Origin of the sequence: Cobetia sp. 1AS1 (assembly GCF_029846435.1) — a bacterium.
GTDB classification, from domain to species: domain Bacteria; phylum Pseudomonadota; class Gammaproteobacteria; order Pseudomonadales; family Halomonadaceae; genus Cobetia; species Cobetia amphilecti.
In genome coordinates, this window is sequence record NZ_JARWKU010000009.1 from 166,361 (window position 1) to 190,407 (window position 24,047).

Sequence of the window (24,047 nt, forward strand, 5' to 3'; positions counted from 1 at the left end):
ATGGGAAACGGGTTGGCACGCTCACATTAGTCTATTCGCTATCAGGGGAATATCGCGCGATGGTCGAGTGGCACGCCAATGCCAGCGGCAAGCCTTTCAGCGCTGCATCAACCTGCTGGAGGCTCCAACGGGCATGGCATCAGCGCCAATGATGGCGGCGATGATGCAGGTAGTAGCCGCCGAGCACGGCAGAGCGCACGCTGGTGAACAGCAGGAAGGCCAGCCACAGTCCATGATTGCCGAAGCCTTCGAGCAACGGCCACAGGCCGATGAAGGCCAGCAGGGATACCACCAGCGTATTGCGCATTTCACGCGTCGCCGTGGCACCGATGAAGATGCCGTCCAGCAGGTAGCTCCACACCGCGACCAGGGGCATGGCGACCATCCAGGGCAGATAGAGGGTGGCCAGGGCACGGACTTCGGGAATGTCGGTCAGCAGGTGGATCAACGCCGGCCCGCAGAGCCAGAGCAGGCCGCTGGCCGCTGTCGCGGTGATCAAGGAGAAACGGGTTGCCGCCCCCACGCTGCGCGCGAAGCGTTGCCAGTCGTTCTGGCCGACGGCTCGCCCGACTTCTGACTCCGCCGCCTGGGCGAAGCCATCCAGTGCATAGGACGTCATCATCACGAACTGCAGCAGCACCGCATTGGCCGCCAGAACATCATCGCCGAAGCTGGCACCCTGCGAGGTGAAATAGGCCGTCGCGCCCAGCAGGCACAGGGTGCGCACGAACAGATGCTGATTGACGCGGATCAGCGCGCCCCAGGCGGGGAGAGACAGCAGCGCTGCGCGGTCACTGCGCCCCGGCATGCGTCTGAGCTGGCGGGCGACCAGCCACAGGCCCGTGGCCAGCGCACAGTAGTCGGCGATCACGCTGGCCAGCGCCACGCCATCGCTGGTCATGCCCAGCCCGGGCACGAAGGCCAGGTCGAGCAGGATGTTGACGCCATTGGTCAGCACCAGGATGCCGAGCGTGACGCGCGAATTCCCCAGCCCCAGGAACCAGCCCAGAATCACGTAGTTGATCAGCACCGCCGGCGCCGACCACAGACGGATGCTGGCGTAGTCATGGGCCAGGGCACGCGTGGCCTCGCTGGCCTCCATCAGCGATAGTCCCAGGGTGATCAGCGGCGAGCCGGCGATGATCAACACCAGCCCGATGGCGAGTGCCAGCCCGATGCCCTGGCCCAGCAGGGTGCGCAGGCCATCGTGGTCTTCACGGCCATGGGCCTGTGCCGTCATGCCGGTCGTGCCCATGCGCAGGAACCCGAAGCCCCAGTACAGAAAGCTGAAGAGGACCGCGCCCAGCGTGACCGCGCCCAGATACACCGCATCCTCGAGATGCCCGACCACGGCGGTATCCACCAGCCCCAGTAACGGCACGGAAATGTTGGAAAGGATGATGGGCCAGGCCAGGCGCCACATATGGCGATCGGCGGAAGGCAGTGTGGCGGTCTTCAGGGAAGGGGCGGGCATGTTGGGTCCGAATGAGGGGTGAAGGTAACGTCAGCCGGGAGCGGTCGCGTTGATCAGGATAAGGCCTGGCAGGGCTGGGCGTAATGGCGCTGGAGCGCTAATCTAGTTCTGGTGACTTGATGGCAAGGCCTGCCATGCGCCAGCCGAGAGATCCACTGGCGCGAAGACCCATAACAGGGACGCATGGAGCGTCCGGACGCAAGGGAACTGACTATGAAACGCACGATTCTTCAGCGAAGCACGCGATTGCGCACTGGGCTTGCAGTAGCTGGCATGACGCTGGTGCTGGCGACGCCGGTGCAGGCCATCGAGCTGCCCAGCGAGCAGGGTGACGACACACCCAGCGCAGGCATGATGGTGGCCGATGCCCTTATCGGGCGTCCACTGTTGCTAGCCACGACCGTCGTCGGTGCTGCCATCTTTGTCGTGTCGGCTCCCTTCGCGGCCATGGGGCAGAATATCGATGAGACGGCGCGCGTACTGGTCGCGACCCCGGCGCAGGCGACCTTCGCTCGCTGCCTCGGCTGCAAGACCACGCGTGTCGATTGGGATTGAGGATGTCCTGATCGCGGCTGGTGAGCACGCGTCGCTCATGGCTGGACACGACAACGCCGACCTCGAGGGTCGGCGTTGTCGTGTCTGAAGGGTGGTGAGAGATGGGGTCAGTGCGCGGGTTGCCTGGCGTGGCTATCGGCTGCGGGCGGCAGTGAGTTGAAGCACAACACGCGTTTGCGTCCGGCGCGTTTCGCCTGGTAGAGCGCATTGTCGGCCATGTTGAACAGTGCGTCGGTGGCCTGGCTGTCATGCGGCGCGTTGGCGACCCCGGCGGAGAAGCTCAAGCCGGTCAGCGGCCCCAGCGTCTCATGCTCGAAGACTTCTTCGTGGAAGGCTTCGAGAATGGCCTCGACACGTGCGCGTGACACCGCTGCGCTGGCACCGGGAATCAGGATCACGAACTCCTCGCCACCGTAGCGACAGGCTTCATCGGAGCTGCGCAGCGACTCACGTATCAGGTTGGCCAGGCGCGTGAGGACCTGATCGCCCATCTCGTGTCCGTAGGTATCGTTGACCTGCTTGAAGTGGTCGAGATCCAGCACCACCAGGGACAGCGGGTTGCCGATGCTGGCCTCGGCCAGTTTCTGGGGCAGCACCTCATCGAGGTGACGACGATTGAAGAGGCGCGTCAGCGTATCCTTGCGCGCCTCATGTGCCAGACCCCGCTTCAGCTGCAGGTCGGCCAGTGCCAGCATCACCAGATGGCTGACATCTTCCGCCAGGGGTTGAAGGCGTTCCAGGCTGTCTTCTTCCGGCGGGATCAGCAGCACGAACTCCCCCACCTGGCCATCCCCGACCGTCAGCGTCTGTTTGAGGTGACGAGCGTCGGTGGGCGGTGACCCCCAGTTGATATGCATCGTCTGATTGATGTCATTCGGGTCATGCAGGGTCACGTTGCCTTCGCAGCCGGCAAACAGGCTGGGCAGACGAACATTGAGCTGGGTGATGATCTCATCGAGCTGGGAGCAGGTCAGCAGGCATTCCGCGAGGTGATGGATCTGGCTGCGGCTCTCGGAGAGTCGCGACAGCTTGAGGTTGGCGGCCTGCAGGTCGCGCTGGGCACGCTTGCGATCGGTGATGTCGTGAACGATGGAGAACAGCAGGGTGCGGCCGTTCAGGTCCACCGGGCCGGTAAAGATCTCGACATCACGTAATTCACCGTTGGCAAGCTGATGGCTGGCCTCGAAGTGGTTGTCGGTACGGTTGACGACCGCACGGATGCGCTTGGAGAGCGACTGGCTGGCCAGCACGTTGATACGGCCCAGTGGCATGCCGCACATCTCGCCGATGCTGTAGCCATAGAAGTCGGCGGCGACCGGGTTGGCATCGATGATCTCGGCAAGCTCCGGGTCGATCAGCAGCTTGATGGCGTTGCCGGTGCTGAAGACTTCCTGATACAGAGTCGCATTCTCCTCGAGCAACTCGATGGCGCGGCGGCGGTCCTCGATATTGTTGATCAGTACCAGGGTGCGCTCCTCGCCCTCCAGCGGCGTGAGGGTGACTTCCGCCCAGAACATCTGCCCCGTGTCAGTCTGCATGTGGTATTCGTCCTGGAAGCTGCCGCCCTCGCGCTGCAGCTGGCCCCAGGCACGTTTCATGCGACTGATCTCATCCAGTGAGAACAGCCCCCACAGCGATTGCTGGAAAAGCTCGGCATCACTCTTGCCCAGCAGGGCATGCATGGCCGAGTTGGCATCCGCGATGGTGCCATCCCGGTCGGCGACGATGATGCCCACCGGTGCGGAGTGATAGATGGAGCGCAGACGGGCACGGCTGCTGATCAGGCGTTGCTGCTGCTCCTTGATCCAGTCGATATCGCTGTGAGTACCGATCATGCGCAGGGGCCTGCCATCCTCGGCACGCTCCACCACGCGTCCCTGATCGAGAATCCACTTCCATTCACCGTTGCGCGTCAGCATGCGGTGCTCGTTGCGATATTCTGCGCTGTGGCCTTCAAAGTGCTGTTTCAGGTCGTCGAGGGTGCGCGGCATGTCATCCGGGTGGATGCGTGACTTCCACTCATCGAAGCTGCTGCCGATCTCGTGTTCCTGGAAGCCGAGCGTCGCTTTCCACTGCGGAGAGTAGAAGACGTGATCGGTATCCTGCTTCCAGTCCCAGACGCCGGCGCCTGAGCCTTCCAGCGCGAACTGCCAGCGTTGTTCGGCCTCGCCCAGGGCGTCACTCATCTTCTGCAGCTGCTGATAGGGGTAGACCATGCGCGATGAATAGATGGCGTGATAGATCATCGCGTAAGCCACCACCTTGTACAGATGGCCGAGCAGATTGAAGACATCGAAGGCAGTGGCATAAAGGGTGAAGCACAGTTCGGAAATTCCCGTGGCCAGCGCCGCGACCGCCAGCCAGCCGGCATTGGTGCCTTCAGGCAGTCGGCGCGCGCCGAGCAGAAGTACCGCGGCCAGCACAGCGCTCAGCGCCAGGGCCCACTCGTAGCCGATCTTCCAGGCAGTCAGGCCACTGCCGACGATGAAGGTCTCTGGCAGGAAGTCGAGATGAAAGAGGCCTATCCAGCTCACCGCCAGCCCGATGGCGAGCGTCAAGCCAAAGGCCACGGGCAGATAGCGGCGCGGTACGGGGCGGGCTGTCAGCAGGCAGGGGGCCAGCAGCGCGATGATGAAGGCGGTCCGCCCTGCCAGCCAGAAATGGATGGCCTTGCTGACGGAGGCTTCGCTGACGAAGTCGGGCATGCCGTCGTAGCTGAAGATGTGCACCATGTCGAAGAAGGCGGAGAGCATGAAGGCGCACCCCATGACCAGAAAGCTGGTCGGCAGTGTCCGACGGTGCCCCTGGAAGATGGAGACGGCAGACATCAGTGCGACCAGTATCGCGCCCATTTCCAGCAGTGAATGCGGGACGAGGTACTGTCCGACCGAGCTGAACAGCTGCGGACGCGGCACCACGATCAAGACCACCATGATCGCCAGCATGACAAGCAGCATCGCCGTGCCGGCATTGGGCAGCTGTGTGCGTGTCCCCAGGAAGGGGCGCTTGAGAACGGTAGAGAGAGAGCGAGAGGACATGGGCAATCCGTGCGCGTTAAAGGGTACGACAGTGACTTTATCACTACAGGATAGAATAGATTGTTTACATTACCCTAACAGAAAATAACCTGACGTAGCGTTTGGTATTAATTGCGTAGCCGTTTAGGCAGGGGCCGAGAGCAGGCTGGTAGCCACGATGCTGTCTGGCCATGTCAGCCGTGAGGCCAGCAGCGGGGTCAGCAGCGGGGTCAGCAGCGGGGCCAGCAGGGAGGACGGCGAGAGCAGGCAATGGCGGGCAGCGCGCCGGGGGAGGTCTTGATCGCGAACGAAGTGTGTCGCCAGCCGGCGTCTTTGCCCGTCGCGCCTTTGCCAGTCGGTGTTAGTGCCAGTCGGTTACGTTACCCGTTGCTGTCTCGCGGCAAGAGGCGTCGCGTTGGCGAATCAGGCGCTGAAGCGTCAGTCAGGGCCGAGCCTGAGGAAAGGACTTGAGGAAGAGGGCTTGCGGAGAAGGCAGGAGGTGTCAGGCAATAAGAAAGCAGCCGTCACGACGGATGTGGCGCAATACAAGCCATGTCATCGCCATGACGGCTGCCGGAGCAGGCGGCAATCAGTTGCCGAGTGCGGCCGTGATGATGTGGTACTTGTCCATCAGCTCTTCCTGGCTTTCCTTGTTGGCCGGGTCGAGCGGGATGCAGTCGACAGGGCAGACTTGCTGACATTGCGGCTCATCGAAGTGTCCGACGCATTCGGTGCACAGGTCCGGGTCGATGACGTAGATCTCTTCCCCCGGCGAGATGGCCCCATTGGGACATTCCGGCTCGCAGACGTCGCAGTTGATGCACTCATCAGTGATGATCAGGGCCATGATGCTGTCCTCAGCTTGTGGCGGTGTCGTCGTCGGTAGCGGAGAAATGCCGGGCGAGGGTCTCGGCCACCAGCGGATGCACCAGACGCGACACATCACCGCCATGACGCGATATCTCGCGCACGATGGTCGATGAAATGTAGGAGTTCTGTAATTCCGGGGTCAGGAACAGGCTATCGACGTGCGGCGCCTGGGCCCGGTTCATGTTGGCCAGCTGCAGTTCGTACTCGAAGTCGGAGACCGCACGCAGGCCGCGCAGAATGATACGCGCATTCTGCTGCTCAAGCAGCTCTGTCAGCAGGCAGCTGAAACCGATGACCTCGACATTGTCGAGATGCGCCAGAATCCGGCGTGCCAGATCGATGCGCATCTCCAGCGGCAGCGCGGGGCGTTTGCTGGGGCTGTAAGCCACCGCGACCACCACCTTGTCGAACAGGCGCGCGCCGCGCTCGATCAGGTCGGTATGGCCATTGGTGATCGGGTCGAAGGTGCCGGGATAGACGGCAATGTTCTTGGGCATGACGAACTCGAGCTCTGTCGGCAGCGGATCAGCCTGGTGACCGGCTGCAGTGGACGACGAAGGATGAGGAGCCGCAGAAGGCCGGTACGCCGAGTGTAGAACCCCTCGCGCGGCTTGCCAGTCGCGGGAGGGGATTCGACAGCGAGTGCGCAACCCGGGAGGGGTAGCGAGCAGGTCTTACAGCGAACCGAAGGGGTTGTCGACCTTGAGCGAGACGGGCTTCGCATAGCCGGGGATACGGATCTCGCGATCCGTGATCTCCAGCTCCGGACCTTCGAGCACGCCTTCACCGAAGCGATAGGTCGGCGTGAATTCGCCGCGCTGTGCCTTGTCCAGATAGTCGGCGCGACGCTGCTCGCAGAGACCGCTGCGCTCACGCCAGGCAGCCAGTGCCGCCTCACCATGTCGCGCCGCCAGCAACTTCAGCGTGACGTCTGCCGACAGCACCACGCCACTGGCGTTGTTGCCACCGAAGCCCTTGGCATTGATGAAGGCGACGTCTGCGGTGAACTCGCGCGCCTCGCGGCGGATGTCGAGGTGGCTGTGATGCACGTCATCGGCGATGGCATCCAGCGTCGGGATACCCGGCAGGATGCCGGTCGCCATGCTGCCGAGCGCCGATACCGCCTGATCCCCCGCGGCACTGCCCTGGCTGTGGCCGACGAAGGATTTTACCGCCACCACAGGCCAGGCCTGGATGTCGTTGGCGCGAGCCACTTCATTGAGCACGTGGGATTCGGTGGTGCGGTTCTTCGGCGTGGAGGTGGCATGGGCATGGACGAAGCTGCGCTGGCGCACGCCTTCATCGCCGACGATATCGCGCGCCAGCGCCACCGCCTTGCTCAGGGTGATGTAGTTGCCGACGCCGGGCGCCGAGATGGAACGCTTCCAGCCGTCGGCATTGACGAACACGTCCGGCACGCTGCCGATGATGCGAGCGCCGGTGTCCAGCGCCAGATCATCCGCCATCAGGATCACGAACTGGGTCGCTTCCGCGATGGTGAAGCCACAGTTGCGCGCGAACGGGCGACAGGCCTTCTGGTAATCGCTGTCGGTGAGCACTTCCAGCGCGTCGAGGGCCTTGAGGCTCTCGTCATCGGCCAGGGCACCCATGCTGCGGAAGCCCTCGATGACTTCCGGCGTGATCGGCGCATCGGCGGTGCCGACCATCACCACACGGCGACGGCCGCTGCGGATGTCGTTCAGGCCCAGCTTCAGGTTGTAGAGGAAGCTTGCGCAGGCGCCCATCGCCGCACCGGCGCCGCCGACATTGCCCAGCACGTAGGCATTGAGGAAGTCGGCGGGCATCTGGGCATAGCCCAGCGGCATCTGCTTGGAGGTGGCGCGCTCGCCGGCCACGAAGGACTTCATCAGTCCGCCCCAGCCTTCGGCGTCCATCTGGCCGATGGAGTTGCCGGCGTAGACGGCAATATCGTCCGGATCGAGGCTATCACGCAGCGCATCCCAGTCCAGGCCGCTGTCGCCGAGGCAGTCGCTGGCACCGAAGATGGTCATCGACAGGCCGCGCGGATGATGCACGCTGCGATAGAGCTGCTCCGGCGCGAAGCCACTGGGCAGCTGACCCGCGGCGCGCACCAGCGCCTGACGATGATCGGGCAGCAGGACATCGAATTCGCCGGCCGGTACCGTGACTTCGACATGACGGTTGTCCAGTTCGCGGATCTGCCAGTCAGCGGGCGGCTGTTCCGGCAGCTGGCGGCTGCGCAGCGTGAAGGTCAAGTCTTGGCCCAGCGTCAGCTTTGACTGACGATTGGCAGGAATGCCGGTCGCGTTGAAGCGCTCGTCTTCAATGCGACGAATCAGGGTGTGGGACAGCACCTGGTCTGCCAGACGCTCCGCAAGCGCCTGAGCCTCGGCGGGCTGGCCTTCGGCATTGAACCACTGGCCCTGATCATCGCAGCGGGCGAGGTTCATGAGCGCTGCGAGACCCAGCAGGGTCTCTTGACGGTCTGTCTCCGGCAGGGAGTCGAGCACCGTGCGCCGGAACGCCTGATGGCCCGAAGTTCTGCCGGCGGCATTGACGCCGCCCATGCCGACGATCACCGGTAAGTGTGACAAGCCGCTTTCCTCGTAAAAATACTGTGAGTCGTTGGTCTGGGCGATACCTCTGCGGATATTCGTCCAAATGATGGGCGGATGATAACACCCCCTCAATACAGGCGTCATGCACCCCCGCCTCTACGCGGGCGCGCCAGCGAGCGCTTGCTGCGAACACTGTGCGATATCTCTGCGCTCAGTGCGAGTCTCGGCGGCCTGTTTTTGTACTCGTCATGGCACGGGATGATCGTGATTAAACGTTTGTTTGATTTTGGAATCACAAGCTGCCATTCTGTCGTGGCTGTTTGAGTTGGTGTAGGCGCGTGCCGCGAGGCAGGCGCCTTTTTTTGTGCCCAGGCCTTCCTGCGCCGCCAGCCCCGGATGGGCTGTACGCCATATGGCGCAGCCCGATGCAGGCGCATCTGCTAGACTCCGCGCGTGATTTTCCTGCCCGTTGCTATCGGAACTGCTGATGTACGCCAACTCCCGCCAGATCGATTCCCCCCAGACCGGCCCCCACGAGGATATCGAGCGTCGCGTGCGCCGTGCGATGGCGCATCCGCTGCGCAAACCCGTGGCGGAGCATACCCGCGAAGCGTTCCTGCAAGCGCAACAGTGGTTGTCGGCTCAGGCGAAGCCCCTGTGGCTGGACAGCGGCTGCGGCGTCGGGCGATCGACCCGTCAGCTGGCACTGGCGCATCCGGACCATGCCGTCATCGGCGTGGACCGCAGCGAAGACCGCCTCAGCCGCAAGCATGGCGAGCTGCCGGACAACGCCTTGCTGGTGCGCGCAGACCTCGTCGACTTCTGGCGCCTGGCGCTTGCCGCGGGCTGGGCACCTGCGCATCACACCCTGCTGTACCCCAATCCTTATCCCAAGGCGCGCCATCTCAAGATGCGCTGGCAGGGCCACCCGGTGTTTCCGATCATCATGGCGCTGGGCGGTCAGCTTGAGCTGCGCACCAACTGGGAGATCTACGCCCGGGAATTCGCCCAGGCCATCGGGCATGCCACCGGTGTCGAGGTGACGGCGCACGCCTTCGAGCCGCAGGGCGATTATCTGACGCACTTCGAGCGCAAGTATCACGAGTCTGGCCAGGCGCTGTGGCGACTCGAATGCCAGCTTGAACACACGCCCGAGCGCTACCCGCTGCAGGTCTGACGCGAATCACGCCGGTGGCAGGTTCTGGTTGGCGATAGCGGCGTGGCTGTTGTGGAAGGTGTCGCGCAGTGACTGGCGCAGCCAGCTGGCCGCGGGGCCGCGAGGGCTGTCGCGGCGCGAGATCAGTTCGATATCGATGTCGGCGGTGGCGCCCAGCGCGCTCAGGTCCAGAATCTTCAGGCGCTGCTGGAAGGGCGGGTAGTGGGCGATATGGCGCGGAACCTGCGCCCAGCCCAGTCCGCGTGTCGTCAGCTCTGCCATCGCATAGAAGCTGTTGAGCTGCCAGAAGCGCTGTGAGCGCGGCCCCTCGTGGCCGGGTTCCAGTTGCTGGCGTTGGCCGATCATCAGCTGGCGGTGATCGGCCAGATCGCTATGGGTCGGGCTCTCGAGCTGAGCCAGCGGGTGATCGCGTGCCACGATCAGCACCTGCTCCAGCCGCCCCAGCGCCTCGCGCTCCAGCGCCATGACACCCAGTGGCTGATAGAACAGGATGCCGAGATTGGCCTGGTGCTGCTCCACCCAGCGGGCCACCTCATCCTGCGCGCCATTGAGCAGATTCAGCGTCAGCGTCGGGTATTGCACCGCCATCTTTTCCAGCACCGCCATCACTGGCGGCATCTCTACCAGCGCCTCATCGATCGCCAACGTCAGGCTGGCTTCCAGCCCCTGGCTGAGGGTGCGGGCGCGTGCCTCCAGGCGCTGGCACTGCATCAGCACGCTGTTGGCTTCATGCAGCATGGCCTCGCCCGCGGGTGTCAGCACCGGTGTGCGAGGGCGGCGATCGAACAGCTCGCAGCCCAGGTCCAGCTCCAGATTGGCGATGGCGGTGCTGACCGCGGACTGCGCACGCCCCAGCCGCCGCGCCGCCGCCGAGAACGAGCCCGTCTCCGCCACGCAGCGCAATGTCTGCAGTTGCTCCAGTGTCCAGTTCATTGCCTCGCCTCGCGCCTTGATCCATCTGAATAATAGATGGATGCCAACTTTAAACCATCTTGTATCTCTCTAGAATGCCTCCTCCATCCGCGTCATTCAGCCCTATGGCATAACACGCGGTGATCGAGAGGAGGAATGATATGCGCTCCAAGAAAGAACGTCTGGCCCAGGCCGGTCTGCTGGAATTGGGCGGCGTCCTGCTCGTGGCGCCGTTGTCGGCGCTGATCACGGGGCATGACCTGGCGAGCATGGGCAGCCTGGCGGTGGTGATGTCCACGCTGGCGGTCATCTGGAGTACGGCCTGGAACTGGATGTTCGATCGCTGGGTGCCGACCCGCCAGCGCAGCGCGACCCAGCGCATCGCTCAGGCACTCGGTTTCGAGCTCGGACTGGTACTGGTGACCGTCTTCATCGTGGCCGCCTGGCTCGACCTGGGGCTGTGGCAGGCATTGTTGCTGGATCTGGGCTTCGTTGCCTTCTTCCTGGTCTGGGCCATGATCTTCAACCCGCTGTTCGATGCCGTCATGAGTCGTCTGCTGGCGCGCAAGGCCGCGCGTGAGCAGCAGCTGGCCCCCCACAATACAAGGTGATTCGATGAGTTATGTCTTCCTGGCAGTGGCCATATTGGCAGAGGTCATCGCGACCAGCGCGCTCAAGGCCTCCGAGTCCTTTTCGCGACTCGGCCCCAGCGTGATCGTGGTGGTGGGCTACGGCATCGCCTTCTATTTCCTGACGCTGGTACTGCGTGACCTGCCGCTGGGCGTGACCTACGCGGTGTGGTCCGGGCTCGGCATCGTGCTGGTCACCGTGTTCGGTGCGGTGGTCTATCGCGAGATGCCGGACCTGCCGGCCATCCTGGGGTTGGCGATGATCGTGGGCGGTGTCGCTGTCCTGCATCTGTTTTCCAGCGCCAGTCCTCATTAAGCTAGGGGCATCACGGCGCCTCCCGGCTGTGACATGGATGCTCACCGACGACGTCACTGGATGCCTCATGCCCCTATTTCGCACTGCACCGACCTCTGCGCGACCCTCCCGACTGTCTCCCCTGTTGCCCTTGCTGAAGGCGGCGCGCCCCGCGGCAGCGGGCAAGTCGCTGCGTTTCACGCGCTCGCTGTGCCGACTGGCCATGGCGGCCGGTGCGACGCTTGTCGTGGCGGGCCCGGCGCAGGCGGCGGGCTTTGACAACCTGACGCGACTGACTGACAAGGGCTTCATCGTCAGTGCCCAGGCGCGCATGCTCGATACCGGCGAGACGCTGGCCTCGGTCAATCCCGACCAGCAACTGACGCCGGCTTCGCTGTCCAAGCTCTATATCGCCGGTGCGGCGCTGGACCGTTTCGGCCCGCAGTATCGTTTCTCCACGCGTCTGCGCAGCACGGGCACGATCAGCGGCGGCGTCTTGACCGGTGACCTGGTGCTTGAGGGCAGCGGCGACCCGGCGCTGACCAGTGAAGAGCTGTGGCGGCTGACCGAGGAGCTGCGCTTTCGGGGCATCCGCCGCGTCGAAGGGCGCCTGTTGATCAGTCAGTGGCGTTTCGGGCCGGTGCCCTGCATCAGTACCGATCGCTGCAATGCCTCGCGGCGTTCCAGCAATGCCTATGATGCGCTGCTGTCGTCCGCGGCCAGCAACTATGCCAGCTGGTGCGTGAAGGTGATGCCGGGTGCGGGCAGTCAGGCGCCGGCGCGACTGGCCAGCTGCGACACCACCCAGCCCACCGAGATCTTCGACAACCAGGTCACCACGGTCGGCGCGGGTGGCAAGAGCGCCATCAATGCCCGGCGCACCACCAGCAACGGTCGCGATACGCTGGTCGTCACCGGTACCATCGCCGCCGACAGCCAGCCGCGCAGCATCTACCGCGCCGTCTCCAATCCTGCGCTGTACACCGGTGAGCTGATGCGCGACATCCTGGCGCGCGCCGGGATCACGGTGACCGGCGGGGTGGACATCACCTCGACGGCGCCGCCCTCCAGCGCCGCGCAGCTCGGTAGCGTCGAAGGCAAGCCGATGCAGGAGTTGCTGACGCGCATGCTCAACTACTCCAACAACTTCATGGCGGACCAGCTGACGCTGGCGCTGGTCGGCGGCAGCCAGGCCACCTTGCGCCAGGGCGGCGCCAAGCTCGAGACCTTCGCCAGCGCGATTCCCGGTCACGGCCCGCTGACGATGTATTCCGGCAGCGGCCTGACCTCACAGAACCGCACCAGCGTCAGTGGGCTGGTGGCGTTGCTCGACAGCATGTATCACCGCCCGGCGCTGTTCCCCACCTTCGTGGCGGGCCTGCAGGCACCGGTCAATGGCCCGATGCGCTTCATCCGCCGTGGCAGCGAGACCTTCCGCAATCACGTGATGGTCAAGACGGGCACGCTCAACAACCCGGTGCCGGTTCGCGCCATCTCGGGATACTTCCGCACGCAAAGTGGCCGCTGGGGCGCCTTCGCGGTGATGGTCAACGGCCGAGCGGCGGTGCCTTATCTGTCTTGGCCGCAGGTGCTGGATCCGGTCGCCGAGGACCTGACCGCGATGATCGAGCGCAACTGAGCTCCTGATCGCGCGCATGAACACGAAAGCCCCGCCAATCGGCGGGGCTTTCGTGTTCATGGCCTGAGTGACAGACACAAAAAACCCCGCCCGAAGGCGGGGTGGTCCTCCACACGCCCGGCATGGCTGAGGGGAGGGCACTCGGGACGCTCGACAGGGCGCAACGAGATAACAAGAGCATAGCGTTGTGTGACGGCGTTGGCTAACGCCAAAATCGCTATTGCACCGCAACAATCAAGGACTTGAAGCGTTTTTGGCGCTGTGAGGGCAAATTTTCCGTCGCGGGTCGTGCGTCGAGTGTCTTCAGCGCGTCGGATCGAGCAGCACACGACCGCTGACGCGTCCGTCGATCATCGCCTCGGCGCGTTCGGCGAGGCCTTCCAGGCCGACCGTCTCGAGCTGCATCTGGGCGTGCATCTCGTCCGGCAGGTCGGCCAGACGCTGCCATACCCTTTGACGGCGTTCGGCATTGATCATGACGCTATCGACGCCCAGCAACGAGACACCGCGCAGGATGAACGGCATCACGCTGGTGGGCAGGTCGGCGCCCGCCGCGAGGCCCACGGCCGCCACCTTGCCATCGTAATTCATCTGCGCCAGCAGATTGGCCAGCACCTGGCCACCGGCGGTATCCACGGCGCCTGCCCAGCGGCTCTTTTCCAGCGGACGGCCCTTGTCCTCGAAATCACTGCGCAGATGGACTTCGCTCGCGCCCAGTGACTCGAGCCATTCGCGCTGCTCGGCCTTGCCGCTGACCGCGTGAACCTCGAAGCCTTGCCCGGCCAGCATCTGCACGGCCCAGCTGCCGACCCCGCCGGTGGCGCCGGTGACGATCACCGGGCCCTGCTCGGGCGTCAGGCCGGCTTCCTCGAGGCGCATCACGCACAGCATGGCGGTCAGGCCGGCGGTGCCGAAGGCCATGGCCTGCTCGGCGCTCAGATTGGCAGGGCGTTTGACCAGCCACTCGGGCTTGACGCGCATGCGCTCGGCCAGGCCGCCCCAATGGCGCTCGCCCACGCCCCAGCCGGTCAGGAGGACCTCATCGCCCGGCTGATAATCCGGCGAGTCGGAGGCCTCGACGCGACCCGCGAAATCGATGCCCGGCACGAAGGGCAGCTCGCGAACGATCTTGCCACGGCCGGTGATGGCCAACGCGTCCTTGTAGTTGAGCCCGGAACGCTCGATGGCCACCGTGACAGGCAGGTCAGGTAGCTGGTCATCGGAGAGGTCGACGACTCGGGCGCGAGGTGTCTCTTCGTGCAGCATCAGTGCGCGGGACATGGCTGTCTCCTTGTGGATGGCGTGGGTGTTGGCGGTCTTCCTGCTTGAAGGGTGTCACGGCGTCTGATCGAGACGCGTCATCTCACAGTGCCTGCAAGCGACGCTGTGGGGAAGCCTCGCGATATCGACATTGGGATGAGACTGACGCAACCGGGGCCAGCCGGATGTGCGGCTGGCCCCAGGAACAGGAGGCGCTGGCTAGATGAAGCTGCGCACGGTGGCCAGTCCGACCAGCGTCATCAGCACCGTGTAGGGCAGCGCCATCCACACCATGCGCCCGTAGGAGAGCCTGACCAGCGGCGCGATGGCAGAGGTGAGCAGAAACAGGAACGCCGCCTGGCCATTGGGAGTCGCAACGCTGGGCAGGTTGGTGCCGGTGTTCACCGCGACCGCCAGCGCATGGAAGTGCTCGCGGCTGATATTGCCGGCCACGAACTCGTTCTTGACCTGGGTGATGTACACCGTGGCCACGAAGACATTGTCCGAGATGGCCGAGAGCAGCCCGTTGGCCAGGAATAGCGCGCCGGCCTGCTCCTCGATGGGCAGACTCAGTACCCACTGGATGAACGGCTGGAACAGATGCTGCTCGTGGATGACCGCGACGATGGTGAAGAACACCACCAGCAGCGAGGTGAAGGGCAGCGATTCCTGGAAGGCGCGGCCGATCTGGTGCTCATCGGTGATGCCGTTGCCGGCGGTCAGCAGGATGATCACCGCCAGCCCGATCAGCCCGACCTCTGCCATGTGCAGTGCCAGCGCCAGGACCAGCAGTACCGCCACCACGGCCTGCACGATCAGCGCGGCGCGTTCCCGCGGCGTGCGCCGTGAATCCTGATGATGATCATAATCCTCGAGAATGCGTCGCACGCTGGCGGGCAGGCGCTGGCCGTAGCCGAACCAGCGGCCACGCTCCAGCAGCACGCACAGGGCGAGACCGGCGAAGAAGGTCGGCACGGTGACCGGCGCCATGGCGAGGAAGAAGTCGATGAAGTCCCATTCGGCGGCCTTGGCGATCACCAGATTCTGCGGCTCGCCGATCATGGTGCTGACGCCTCCCAGCGCGGTTCCCACCGCGCCATGCATCAGCAGCGAGCGCAGAAAGCCGCGGAAATCCTCGAGGTCTTCACTGTGCACGGCCTCGACGCTGACATCGTTGGCATGGTCATGCTGGGTATCGAAATGCTTGCCCGAGGCCACCTTGTGGTAGACGGAGTAGAAGCCCACCGCGATGCCGATGATCACCGCCGTCACCGTCAAGGCATCGAGAAAGGCGGACAGCAGGGCGCTGGAGAGACAGAACATCAGCGACAGCCAGGTCTTGGAGCGCACGCCGAGGATGATCTTGGTGAAGGCATACAGCAGCAGCGGCTTCATGAAGTAGATGCCGGCCACCATGAACATCAGCAGCAGGATCACCGGCAGGTTGCGCTCCATCTCCTGCATGATGGCCTCCGGCGAGGCCATGCCGATGACGACGGCCTCCAGCGCCAGCAGACCGCCTGGCTGGAGGGGATAGCACTTGAGCGCCATCGCCAGCGTGAAGATGAATTCCCCCAGCAGCAGCCAGCCGACGATCACGCCACCTTGGGGGCCGCTGAACCACAGCAGCAGCGGATTGGTGATCAGAAACAGGCACATCAACTGCTTGTACCAGCGTGGCGACTGGCCGAGGAAGTTGCGCGCCAGTCCGCGGCTGAGCGTCTGGCGTGTGTCGTGTGATAGCGAAGGCATGGGCAGTTCCCGGCGTTGATTTGTTGTTGTTGGAGGACGGGATCGGCAATGCCGCTTCAGCGCGTGCTTTGCTATCATCGCCGCCGTCATCGAGCGCCTGGCGGTATTAGAGCACGCCCGTCGATGAGGTCTCGGGTAGCCTTTGGTCGTGAAATTCGCGCAGGCAGCGCTGCGCTGTCGCTGGCCGGTGTGCTGCGAGCTCTCCCGAGGCGTGTTGCTGGCAGACGTCGTCCGATTGAAAGATCGGCCTTTGCAGCCTCCGTGCTGCTTCTGTACGAGACCCGAAGATGAAATCACGGCATACCGGCTTGACCCACCTCAAGCATTCCGCGCGTTACTCGCTCAAGGGCCTCAAGGCCGCCTGGAGCAACGAAGAGGCCTTCCGCCAGGAGATCGTGCTGTGCGCCTTGCTGCTGCCGTTTGCCTGGTGGATCGGCGACTCGCATGTCGAGTGGCTGCTGCTGGTCGGCTCCACGCTGATCGTGCTGATGGTCGAACTGCTCAACTCGGCGGTGGAATCCGCGATTGACCGCATCGGCCCGGAATTCCATGAACTGTCCGGGCGCGCCAAGGACATGGGCTCGGCGGCGGTCATGATCAGCCTGATCTTCGCTGGCCTGACCTGGGGCACCTTGCTCTACGACAAGCTGTTCGGCTGAGCGACCAAGCCACGACCACATCAATGAAAGGGGGCGGCGGGCAGGCCGTGTCATGTGCCTGCGGCCTCCGTTATGCTGAGGGCTGGATCGAAGGAGACGACCATGCCCCAGCCATCCCCCGCGCAGTCCCGCCCACTGTTGCCCGCTGATTTCCTTGCGCCGTCATCGCTGCTGGCCGAGCAGTCGGCTGACAGCCGTGCCACGCTCGAGAGCGCCTTGTGCGCCGCCCAGGAGCGCCTCGAAGAGAGCCTGAGTCAGGCTGAGAATCTCAGCGAGATGCGTGGCGATGACGGCTCTCCGCTGGCGACCTTCCTGGCCCTCGATGAGCGTCAGCGCAGCCAGTTGGGACGTCTGATCACGCTGTCTGACTTCGCGCTGGAGACGCTGTGCCGTCGCCCTGAACTGCTGTCCGAGCTGCTCGAGAGCGGCGAGTTGGAGCGCGCCTTGCCGGTCGCCCAGCTCACTGAGCGCCTCGCCGCCGGCCTCATCAGTGCCGAAGACGAGAAGGCGATGCAGCAGGTGCTGCGGCGCTTCCGCCAGCTGCGCATGCTGGGCATCGTGTGGCGCGACCTCAACGGCGCCGACATGTGGCAAACCGCGGCGGCGGTCTCGCACCTCGCCGAAGTCACTCTCGAGGGCGCGCTTGGCTGGCTGGAAGCCTCGCTTGAGCCGCGTTACGGCCGCCCCGCGCCGGACCGCTTCGGCGAGCCGCAGCGGCTGGTGGTGCTCGGCATGGGCAAGCTGGGCGCCGGCGAGCTCAACCTCTCCTCCGATATCGACCTGATCTTCGCCTTCCCCGACAAGGGCGAGACGTCTGGTGGCCGCAAGTCTCTGGATCATCAGGAATATTTCACGCGTCTCGGCCAGAAGCTGATTGCCGCGCTGGACGCGATGACCGCCGATGGATTCGTGTTCCGCGTCGACATGCGGCTGCGTCCGCTGGGGGACGGCGGGCCACTGGTCGGCAGTTTCTCGATGCTGGCCAGCTACTATCAGGATCAGGGCCGCGAATGGGAGCGTTACGCGATGCTCAAGGCGCGCCCGGTGGCGGGCAGCGTCGCTGCCGGCGAGCGCCTGATCGCGCACCTGCGGCCCTTCGTCTATCGCAAGTATCTGGATTTCGGTGCCATCGAGTCGCTGCGCGAGATGAAGGCGATGATCAATCGCGAGGTCAAGCGGCGCGGGCTGTCCGACAACATCAAGCTCGGCTCCGGCGGCATTCGCGAGGTGGAGTTCGTCGCCCAGGCCTTCCAGCTGATTCGGGGCGGACGTGAGTCGGAATTGCAGGTCACCTCGCTCAAGCAGGCCTTTGCGCGCCTGCCAGCCCTGGGCTTGCTGCCGCAGGCGGTCGTGGATGAGCTGGTGCCGGACTACGTCTTCCTGCGCGATCTTGAGCACGCCCTGCAGGCCCAGGCCGACCGCCAGACCCAGACATTGCCGCTGGACCCGCTGGGCCGCGAGCGCCTCGCGCTGGCCATGAAGCTGCCCGACTGGGAGGCGCTCACCGCGCGCCTGGAGGAGGTGCGCACGCGCATCCGCCATCACTTTGACAACGTGATCGCCGCGCCGGAAGACGACGAGGCCGAGCAGGGCGAAGGTCAGCAGGCGCTGGATGAGTGGCGAGCACTGTGGCGTGGCGAGCTGACGGCCGAGGAGGGCGAGGCTCTGCTCGCCGAGAGTGGCTTCGAGAGTGCCGCCGAGAGTTTCCGGCGCCTCGACAGCCTGCGGCGGTCACGTGCGGTACAGGGCATGCAGCGCATCGGCTTTGATCGTCTCGATGCACTGATGCCGCCATTGCTGCAGGCACTGGGCTCGGCGGCGGGCGACCCCGAGAAGCCCGGCGAGCACGATGCCAGCCGAGTGCTGGAGCGCGTGTTGCCGCTGATCGAGGCGGTATTGCGGCGGACGGCCTATCTGGCGCTGCTGCGCGAGAACCCGGATGCGCTGGCGCAGTTGATGCGCCTGTGTGCGGCCAGCCCGTGGATCGCCGAGCAGCTGGCGCGCTATCCGGTGCTGCTCGACGAGCTGTTGCACCCGCATAACCTGTACTCACCCGCCGACAAGACGCGCCTCGCCGATGAGCTGCGCACTGCGCTTTCGCGCATTCCCGAGGATGATGAAGAGGCGCTGCTCGAGGCCTTGCGGGTGTTCCGCCATGCCCAGGTTTTACACGTGGCGGCCTCCGATATCGCCGGTGCCCGCCCGCTGATGAAGGTCAGCGACTATCTGACCTTCATCGCCGAGGTGGTGCTGGAACAGGTGCTGGCGATGGCGTGGAAGACCCTGACCCGCAAGCATGGCTTCCCCATCGGGCGCGATGGCCAGCCGATCACCGGCGACAGCCTGAGTGGCAGCTTCGTGATCGTCGGCTACGGCAAGCTGGGCGGCATCGAGCTGGGCTATGGCTCGGACCTGGATCTCGTCTTCCTGCATGATGCGGCCAGCAAGGGCCAGACGGACGGCCCGCGGCCGCTGGACAACCCGCTGTTCTTCACGCGTCTGGGGCAGCGCATCATCCACCTGCTGACGGCGGTGACGCCGGCCGGTGCGCTCTACGAGGTCGACATGCGCCTGCGCCCGTCGGGCAATTCGGGGCTGCTGGTCTCGAGTCTGGCGGCCTTCCGGGACTATCAGCTCACGCAAGCCTGGACCTGGGAGCACCAGGCGCTGGTGCGCGCGCGGGCCGTAGCGGGTGACCCGGCGCTGGCGCTGGCCTTCGAGGAGGTGCGCCGTGAGGTGCTCGGTCAGCAGCGGGACGAGAAGGCGCTGCGCCAGGAGGTGATCGCCATGCGCCACAAGATGCGTGATCACCTGGGCAGCAGCGCCAAGGACCGCGAGGCCGGCCAGTTCCATCTCAAGCAGGATGCCGGCGGCATCGTCGACATCGAGTTTCTCGCCCAGTACTGCGTGCTGGCGCTGAGTCATCAGGTGCCTGCTCTGCTCGAGTGGAGCGACAACATGCGACTGCTGGAAACCCTCGAGTCCTGCGGACGGCTGCCGGGCGAGCAGGCCGGTGAGCTGCGCGAGGCCTATCTGGCCTATCGCGATGTCAGTCATCGGCTGGCGCTGGAGAAGCACGGCAGCCTGATGCGGCTGGAGCAGCACCCGGTGATTGCCGCCCACCGTGAGCGGGTCATCACCCTCTGGCAGGCACTGCTGGGCGAGGATCAGGTCAGTCACGAGAAGGTTTAACGCCAAATCAATGCTCGCAATCCCCTGTCGCTGTCCCCAAGAAAGGGTGCACCAGACAACGTTGACAGGGGAGGTCAGCATGATGGAGTGGATTGCGAATCACTCGAAAACCATCTCGGCGATAGCCAGTATCGGCTCGTTCTTCATCTGGCTGGTCTACGCGCAGCTGCTGTATCACAACTTCCGTCGCCAGCGTCGCCCGCGAGTGCTGATCAATCGCGGCAAGTCCAAGGGTATCGACAGTCTGTGCATCGTCAGCAACATGAGTGCCGAATCGATCTTCATCGAGCACATCATCGCCAGGCTGGATACCAGTCATGGCAGCCTGCTGATGGATGTCACCGAGTTCGAACGCAGCTATCAGGAAGGTGACGAGCAGGGTAACAATCAGCAGGACGGCGACAGCGAGCAGCCCGCGCAGGAGGCTTCCAGCAGCAGTGAATGGCGTATCTCCGATACCACGCGTCAGGGGCCGCTGGGCTCGGGCGACTTCCTGCATATCGGGACTTTCTCTGAAGTCATCGAGCGCATGGCGCGCCGCAATGGCATCTCGCTCGATGGTCACTGGCCCAGCAATGAGCAGCTGGAATTCCAGCGTCTGACGCTGAGCATCATCGGCATCTATGGCAGTGAGGACCATCCGATCGGCGTCGAGCGTGCCTTCCGCCTGCACGATGCCAATGGAGAATGTGCGCTGGTGCCGGAACGCTGGGATTCCAATCGCCTGTCATCACGCAGGCAGCGTCACAAGTTGCGCAAGCTTTTGAATCGCATCAGTGGGGAGGACATCAGCGAGCAGTCCACCTTCCAGCCCCCGAGTGACGAGGAGTCGCGCAGCAAGGCTTGATGAGCGCGGGCGCCTGAACCCAGGGATGCATGAACCACCGGACAGATGAGTGCCCGGGCGCCCGCCAGCGGTGGCTGCACACTGTCAGGGCGTCGAGGATGGGGTAGGCTTTCCAGAGCCCCATTCACGGAGAGTCTTCGGATGCAGGAACGCGTCACGCCCTTTCAGCTGTTCATCCTGGTGCTGTCGATCTATGTGATCGGCGCCATGGTGGTGGACCTTGTCTTTGTGTTGTCACCCCAGGTCCAGCGGCTGCTGGAATACATGGACTACGTGGTCTGCCTGTTCTTCTTCATCGATTTCTGCAAGCGCTTCGCCAGTGCCAAGAGCAAGCGTGAGTACATGAAGTGGGGCTGGATCGACCTGCTGGCCTGTATTCCGGCGGGACTCTTCCAGGGCGCGAGGCTGTTTCGCGTGGTGCAGGTGCTGCGGGTGCTGCGCGCCATCAAGTCGATGGAAATGATCTGGAAGCTGCTGTTCCGCAACCGGGCCGAGGGGGTCTTCGCCTCGGCGGCCACCGCCACGGTGCTGCTGGTAGTGTTCGGCGCCCTGACCATGCTGATGGTGGAGACACCCAATCCCGATAGCCCCATCAATACCGCCGAGGAGGCGCTGTGGTGGGCGGTGGTGACGGTGACCACCGTCGGCTATGGCGACTACTATCCCATCACGACGCTCGGTCGCGTGGTGGCGGTGCTGCTGATGGTCGGGGGCGTGGGGCTGTTCGGGAGTTTCGCCGCCTATATCAGCTCGATCTTCATCGAGGATGACAGCGAACAGGAGGCCCGCGCAGCGCGTGCCCAGCGCGACATGACGCGGGCGCTCTATCATCAGATCAGCGAGCTGACGACGGAGGTGCGCGAGCTGCGTGAACGGCTGGATCAGGTCGCGCAGGAGCGGGGCGAGTCGCTGGCTGAGCGCGAGCGCCACCGCGAGGCGCTGCATCGCCAGGTGAATGAGGAGATGGAACAGCGCCTGGGGGATGCCGCCCCGCCAGACAGGGAGGGCCCCGTCGGCGATCGCTGAGCCGGCAGGCAACAAAAAGCCCCTGACACCGTGAGGTGTCAGGGGCTTTTTCGAACTGTCATCAGGCGTCAGGCAAGCAGGCACAGGCGCTGCGACTGCCGTGCATGACGCAGGCGATGATCAGTCGAAGTTGCGCGAGTAGAAGATCTCGAGCATTTCACGACGCAGACGGCCTTCGATGTTGGTGGCTTCCTCGAAGGTCAGCTCGCGACGCGAGGTGCCGAAGAGGTAGTTGTCCAGTTCGAAGTCCTTGAGCAGCATCTTGGTGTGGAACATGTTCTCTTGATACACGTTCACATCGACCATCTGGTAGGCACGCTTGGTGTCCTCCGCCAGGTAATCCTGGATGGAGGTGATGTCGTGATCGATGAACAGCTTCTTGCCATCCACGTCGCGCGTGAAGCCACGCACGCGGTAGTCCATGGTCACGATATCGGAATCGAAGCTGTGGATCAGATAGTTCAGCGCCTTCAGCGGGCTGATCATACCACAGGTCGAGACATCGATATCCAGACGGAAGGTGCTGATGCCGTTGTCCGGGTGGGACTCGGGATAGGTGTGCACCGTGACGTGAGACTTGTCCAGATGGCCGACGACCGTTTCCGGCAGCGGGCCCGGGCCCGGCGCGGTCTGGGACACGTCCTGCTCTTCCAGCTCGTGCTCGGCGATCAGAATGGTCACGCTGGCACCATGCGGCTCATAGTCCTGGCGTGCGATGTTCAGCACGTGGGCACCGATGATGTTGGTGACATCCTTGAGGATCTGGGTAAGACGCTCGGCATTGTAGAGCTCATCGATATAATCGATATACGCCGTGCGCTGCTCTTCGGTCTGCGCGTAGCAGATGTCGTAGATATTGAAGCTCAACGAACTGGTGAGGTTGTTGAACCCGTGAAGGCGGAGTTGATCGCTCACGTCCAGGCCTCCTTGAAATGGGAGGGTGGTATGACATCCGATGCGCCATTGCAATGGGGCAGAGGCAGGCATCGGGCCGAAGAGGACATCTCGAAAGGCCCGCCCCGGGCGCTGGCAGCATGACTCACAGGGAGCATTGCGTACCATCTTTGCCACGAGACGACCGGTGAGACGACCGGTTTGAGGGGCGTATTATGCACAGGCAGGGCTGACACGCCAGCGACAATTCCCGCCGATCCTGGTGAGACGTCGTCAGTGGTGCGCTCCCTCCCGCCGTCGGTGGGGCCTTGAACGGCGGGAGGGCGAGGCGTGATCAGGCCGCGATGTCGATGACTTCGTAGGAGTGAGTGATCTCGACACCCCCGGCGCTCAGCATCAGGGAGGCGCTGCAGTACTTCTCGGCGGACAGCTCGACGGCACGCTTGACCTGGGATTCCTTGAGGTTGCGACCGGTGACCACGAACTTGACGTGAATCTTCGTGAACACGCTCGGCACGCTATCGGCGCGCTCGGCGCTCAGTTCGGCGTGACAGTCGGTGACCTGCTGGCGGGCCTTTTCCAGAATCTGGATGACATCGAAGCTGGTGCAGCCGCCCAGACCCATCAACAGCATTTCCATCGGACGCGGGCCGGTGTTGCGACCGCCGTTGTCCGGATTGCCGTCCATGACCACGCTGTGGCCGCTGCCGGATTCGGCGAGGAACTGGCGACCATCGGTCCATTTGATGCTGGCGTTCATTGCCATGTCGGAACTTCTCCTTCTGATAAGTCGTTGATGCGCCACCGGCCCGGCGCTAGTGGCTATAAAGGCCAGGGGCTACAGGAATAAGGGCGCGGTGAGCACGATGGCGCACAGGGTAGCATTGTCATCGGCGTGCCCGGAGGAACGTCCAGCGCTGAGCTTATATCGCGCTGGCTCAGGCCCTGGCGTGGCTCAGCAGCTCATCCAGCTCGGCCAGACGCTGTGGGGTGCCGACATCAATCCAGGCGCCGCGATGATGCAGGCCGCGCACCTCGCCATGCTGCATGGCCTCACGCAGCAGCGGCGCCAGCTTGAAGACGCTGTCGGGGCCCTGATAGGCCTGCGTCTCGGCGATGGCGCGGCGGATCAGGCGCGGTGACAGCCACGACACGCCGGAGAAGGTCAGCCGGCTGCCGGCCTGCTCTTCCTGCTCATCTTTCTCTTCCTTTTCGTCCTGTTCGTCGCTCTCGGCGCCGGCTTCATCCTTCACTATCCCCGTTGGGGTGAGCAGGAAGTCCCCGCGGGGATGATGTGGCGGGGTATCCA

General features: G+C 64.1%; 19 protein-coding genes and 1 pseudogene. 9 read left to right on the forward strand and 11 right to left on the reverse strand.

Going from position 1 to position 24,047, the window contains the following annotated elements:
• Nucleotides 1–139: 139 nt before the first annotated feature.
• Entirely contained in the window at nucleotides 140–1,474 is a 1,335-nt protein-coding gene (locus tag QD280_RS14430) for an MATE family efflux transporter (protein ID WP_279839802.1), read from the reverse strand.
• 273 nt (nucleotides 1,475–1,747) lie between these two features.
• Here QD280_RS14430 and QD280_RS14435 point away from each other — a divergent pair, with 273 nt between their 5' ends.
• Nucleotides 1,748–2,029 carry a hypothetical protein gene (locus tag QD280_RS14435; RefSeq protein WP_234368090.1) on the forward strand — a complete coding sequence of 94 codons (282 nt, stop codon included), beginning with the start codon at nucleotides 1,748–1,750 and terminating at the stop codon, nucleotides 2,027–2,029.
• A gap of 107 nt (nucleotides 2,030–2,136) precedes the next feature.
• Here QD280_RS14435 and QD280_RS14440 read toward each other — a convergent pair whose 3' ends face one another.
• From QD280_RS14440 to QD280_RS14455, 4 genes are all read right to left on the reverse strand, one after another.
• Entirely contained in the window at nucleotides 2,137–5,067 is a 2,931-nt protein-coding gene (locus QD280_RS14440) for an MASE3 domain-containing protein (RefSeq protein WP_279839803.1), read from the reverse strand.
• A 568-nt stretch (nucleotides 5,068–5,635) separates the two neighbouring features.
• A complete protein-coding gene (locus QD280_RS14445; RefSeq protein WP_043334597.1) occupies nucleotides 5,636–5,893 on the reverse strand; it encodes a YfhL family 4Fe-4S dicluster ferredoxin in 258 nt (85 codons plus the stop codon).
• A 10-nt stretch (nucleotides 5,894–5,903) separates the two neighbouring features.
• Nucleotides 5,904–6,413, reverse strand: a complete 510-nt coding sequence (gene coaD, locus QD280_RS14450; protein WP_043334599.1) for a pantetheine-phosphate adenylyltransferase — start codon at nucleotides 6,411–6,413, stop codon at nucleotides 5,904–5,906.
• Between the two features lie 177 nt (nucleotides 6,414–6,590).
• A complete protein-coding gene (locus QD280_RS14455; RefSeq protein WP_279839819.1) occupies nucleotides 6,591–8,465 on the reverse strand; it encodes a beta-ketoacyl synthase in 1,875 nt (624 codons plus the stop codon).
• Between the two features lie 478 nt (nucleotides 8,466–8,943).
• Between QD280_RS14455 and QD280_RS14460 the strand changes: the two genes are divergently transcribed.
• Nucleotides 8,944–9,633 carry an SAM-dependent methyltransferase gene (locus QD280_RS14460; RefSeq protein ID WP_054557238.1) on the forward strand — a complete coding sequence of 230 codons (690 nt, stop codon included), beginning with the start codon at nucleotides 8,944–8,946 and terminating at the stop codon, nucleotides 9,631–9,633.
• A gap of 6 nt (nucleotides 9,634–9,639) precedes the next feature.
• On the opposite strand, the gene QD280_RS14465 is transcribed toward QD280_RS14460, so the two are convergent.
• Nucleotides 9,640–10,566 (reverse strand): LysR family transcriptional regulator, encoded by a 927-nt coding sequence (locus QD280_RS14465; RefSeq protein WP_192839139.1) that lies wholly within the window; start codon nucleotides 10,564–10,566, stop codon nucleotides 9,640–9,642.
• 140 nt (nucleotides 10,567–10,706) lie between these two features.
• Here QD280_RS14465 and QD280_RS14470 point away from each other — a divergent pair, with 140 nt between their 5' ends.
• The 3 genes from QD280_RS14470 (at nucleotide 10,707) to dacB (ending at nucleotide 13,108) form a co-directional block, all read left to right on the forward strand.
• Nucleotides 10,707–11,156, forward strand: coding sequence for a PACE efflux transporter (locus QD280_RS14470; protein WP_279839804.1), 450 nt, complete (start codon nucleotides 10,707–10,709; stop codon nucleotides 11,154–11,156).
• A gap of 4 nt (nucleotides 11,157–11,160) precedes the next feature.
• On the forward strand, nucleotides 11,161–11,490 hold the full coding sequence (locus tag QD280_RS14475; protein ID WP_043334608.1) for a multidrug efflux SMR transporter: 330 nt from the start codon (nucleotides 11,161–11,163) through the stop codon (nucleotides 11,488–11,490).
• Between the two features lie 67 nt (nucleotides 11,491–11,557).
• Nucleotides 11,558–13,108: a D-alanyl-D-alanine carboxypeptidase/D-alanyl-D-alanine-endopeptidase gene (dacB, locus tag QD280_RS14480; protein ID WP_279839805.1), complete on the forward strand. Its 1,551-nt coding sequence runs from the start codon at nucleotides 11,558–11,560 to the stop codon at nucleotides 13,106–13,108.
• Nucleotides 13,109–13,411: 303 nt separating this feature from the next.
• Here dacB and QD280_RS14485 read toward each other — a convergent pair whose 3' ends face one another.
• Nucleotides 13,412–14,389 (reverse strand): MDR family oxidoreductase, encoded by a 978-nt coding sequence (locus tag QD280_RS14485; RefSeq protein ID WP_213113625.1) that lies wholly within the window; start codon nucleotides 14,387–14,389, stop codon nucleotides 13,412–13,414.
• A 198-nt stretch (nucleotides 14,390–14,587) separates the two neighbouring features.
• Nucleotides 14,588–16,120: a sodium/proton antiporter NhaB gene (gene nhaB / locus QD280_RS14490; RefSeq protein ID WP_043334613.1), complete on the reverse strand. Its 1,533-nt coding sequence runs from the start codon at nucleotides 16,118–16,120 to the stop codon at nucleotides 14,588–14,590.
• 287 nt (nucleotides 16,121–16,407) lie between these two features.
• Between nhaB and QD280_RS14495 the strand changes: the two genes are divergently transcribed.
• The 4 genes from QD280_RS14495 (at nucleotide 16,408) to QD280_RS14510 (ending at nucleotide 21,844) form a co-directional block, all read left to right on the forward strand.
• Nucleotides 16,408–16,779, forward strand: coding sequence for a diacylglycerol kinase (locus QD280_RS14495; RefSeq protein ID WP_043334615.1), 372 nt, complete (start codon nucleotides 16,408–16,410; stop codon nucleotides 16,777–16,779).
• A gap of 102 nt (nucleotides 16,780–16,881) precedes the next feature.
• On the forward strand, nucleotides 16,882–19,971 hold the full coding sequence (gene glnE / locus QD280_RS14500; RefSeq protein ID WP_279839807.1) for a bifunctional [glutamate--ammonia ligase]-adenylyl-L-tyrosine phosphorylase/[glutamate--ammonia-ligase] adenylyltransferase: 3,090 nt from the start codon (nucleotides 16,882–16,884) through the stop codon (nucleotides 19,969–19,971).
• 79 nt (nucleotides 19,972–20,050) lie between these two features.
• Entirely contained in the window at nucleotides 20,051–20,818 is a 768-nt protein-coding gene (locus QD280_RS14505) for a hypothetical protein (RefSeq protein ID WP_279839809.1), read from the forward strand.
• 141 nt (nucleotides 20,819–20,959) lie between these two features.
• Nucleotides 20,960–21,844 carry an ion transporter gene (locus QD280_RS14510; RefSeq protein ID WP_279839811.1) on the forward strand — a complete coding sequence of 295 codons (885 nt, stop codon included), beginning with the start codon at nucleotides 20,960–20,962 and terminating at the stop codon, nucleotides 21,842–21,844.
• 120 nt (nucleotides 21,845–21,964) lie between these two features.
• Here the strand turns inward: QD280_RS14510 and speD are convergent, their stop codons facing one another.
• The 3 genes and pseudogenes from speD to QD280_RS14525 form a co-directional block, all read right to left on the reverse strand.
• The gene (gene speD, locus QD280_RS14515; RefSeq protein WP_043334620.1) at nucleotides 21,965–22,759 is read right to left on the reverse strand and encodes an adenosylmethionine decarboxylase; all 795 of its coding nucleotides are present in this window, start codon (nucleotides 22,757–22,759) and stop codon (nucleotides 21,965–21,967) included.
• Between the two features lie 313 nt (nucleotides 22,760–23,072).
• Entirely contained in the window at nucleotides 23,073–23,498 is a 426-nt protein-coding gene (locus QD280_RS14520; protein ID WP_054557233.1) for an OsmC family protein, read from the reverse strand.
• 178 nt (nucleotides 23,499–23,676) lie between these two features.
• Nucleotides 23,677–24,047 (reverse strand): annotated as a pseudogene (locus QD280_RS14525) (hypothetical protein); the annotation flags it as partial.

What these genes read in the sequence shown, in the direction of transcription:
- QD280_RS14505 (WP_279839809.1), top strand. Translation starts at nt 20,051, where the DNA reads ATGATGGAGTGGATTGCGAATCACTCGAAAACCATCTCGGCGATAGCC.
- dacB (WP_279839805.1), top strand. Translation starts at nt 11,558, where the DNA reads ATGCCCCTATTTCGCACTGCACCGACCTCTGCGCGACCCTCCCGACTG.
- QD280_RS14455 (WP_279839819.1), bottom strand. Translation starts at nt 8,465, where the DNA reads ATGGGCGGCGTCAATGCCGCCGGCAGAACTTCGGGCCATCAGGCGTTC.
- QD280_RS14470 (WP_279839804.1), top strand. Translation starts at nt 10,707, where the DNA reads ATGCGCTCCAAGAAAGAACGTCTGGCCCAGGCCGGTCTGCTGGAATTG.
- QD280_RS14440 (WP_279839803.1), bottom strand. Translation starts at nt 5,067, where the DNA reads ATGTCCTCTCGCTCTCTCTCTACCGTTCTCAAGCGCCCCTTCCTGGGG.
- QD280_RS14435 (WP_234368090.1), top strand. Translation starts at nt 1,748, where the DNA reads ATGACGCTGGTGCTGGCGACGCCGGTGCAGGCCATCGAGCTGCCCAGC.
- QD280_RS14445 (WP_043334597.1), bottom strand. Translation starts at nt 5,893, where the DNA reads ATGGCCCTGATCATCACTGATGAGTGCATCAACTGCGACGTCTGCGAG.
- coaD (WP_043334599.1), bottom strand. Translation starts at nt 6,413, where the DNA reads ATGCCCAAGAACATTGCCGTCTATCCCGGCACCTTCGACCCGATCACC.
- QD280_RS14475 (WP_043334608.1), top strand. Translation starts at nt 11,161, where the DNA reads ATGAGTTATGTCTTCCTGGCAGTGGCCATATTGGCAGAGGTCATCGCG.
- QD280_RS14465 (WP_192839139.1), bottom strand. Translation starts at nt 10,566, where the DNA reads ATGAACTGGACACTGGAGCAACTGCAGACATTGCGCTGCGTGGCGGAG.
- QD280_RS14495 (WP_043334615.1), top strand. Translation starts at nt 16,408, where the DNA reads ATGAAATCACGGCATACCGGCTTGACCCACCTCAAGCATTCCGCGCGT.
- QD280_RS14430 (WP_279839802.1), bottom strand. Translation starts at nt 1,474, where the DNA reads ATGCCCGCCCCTTCCCTGAAGACCGCCACACTGCCTTCCGCCGATCGC.
- QD280_RS14510 (WP_279839811.1), top strand. Translation starts at nt 20,960, where the DNA reads ATGCAGGAACGCGTCACGCCCTTTCAGCTGTTCATCCTGGTGCTGTCG.
- QD280_RS14520 (WP_054557233.1), bottom strand. Translation starts at nt 23,498, where the DNA reads ATGAACGCCAGCATCAAATGGACCGATGGTCGCCAGTTCCTCGCCGAA.
- QD280_RS14460 (WP_054557238.1), top strand. Translation starts at nt 8,944, where the DNA reads ATGTACGCCAACTCCCGCCAGATCGATTCCCCCCAGACCGGCCCCCAC.
- QD280_RS14485 (WP_213113625.1), bottom strand. Translation starts at nt 14,389, where the DNA reads ATGTCCCGCGCACTGATGCTGCACGAAGAGACACCTCGCGCCCGAGTC.
- glnE (WP_279839807.1), top strand. Translation starts at nt 16,882, where the DNA reads ATGCCCCAGCCATCCCCCGCGCAGTCCCGCCCACTGTTGCCCGCTGAT.
- nhaB (WP_043334613.1), bottom strand. Translation starts at nt 16,120, where the DNA reads ATGCCTTCGCTATCACACGACACACGCCAGACGCTCAGCCGCGGACTG.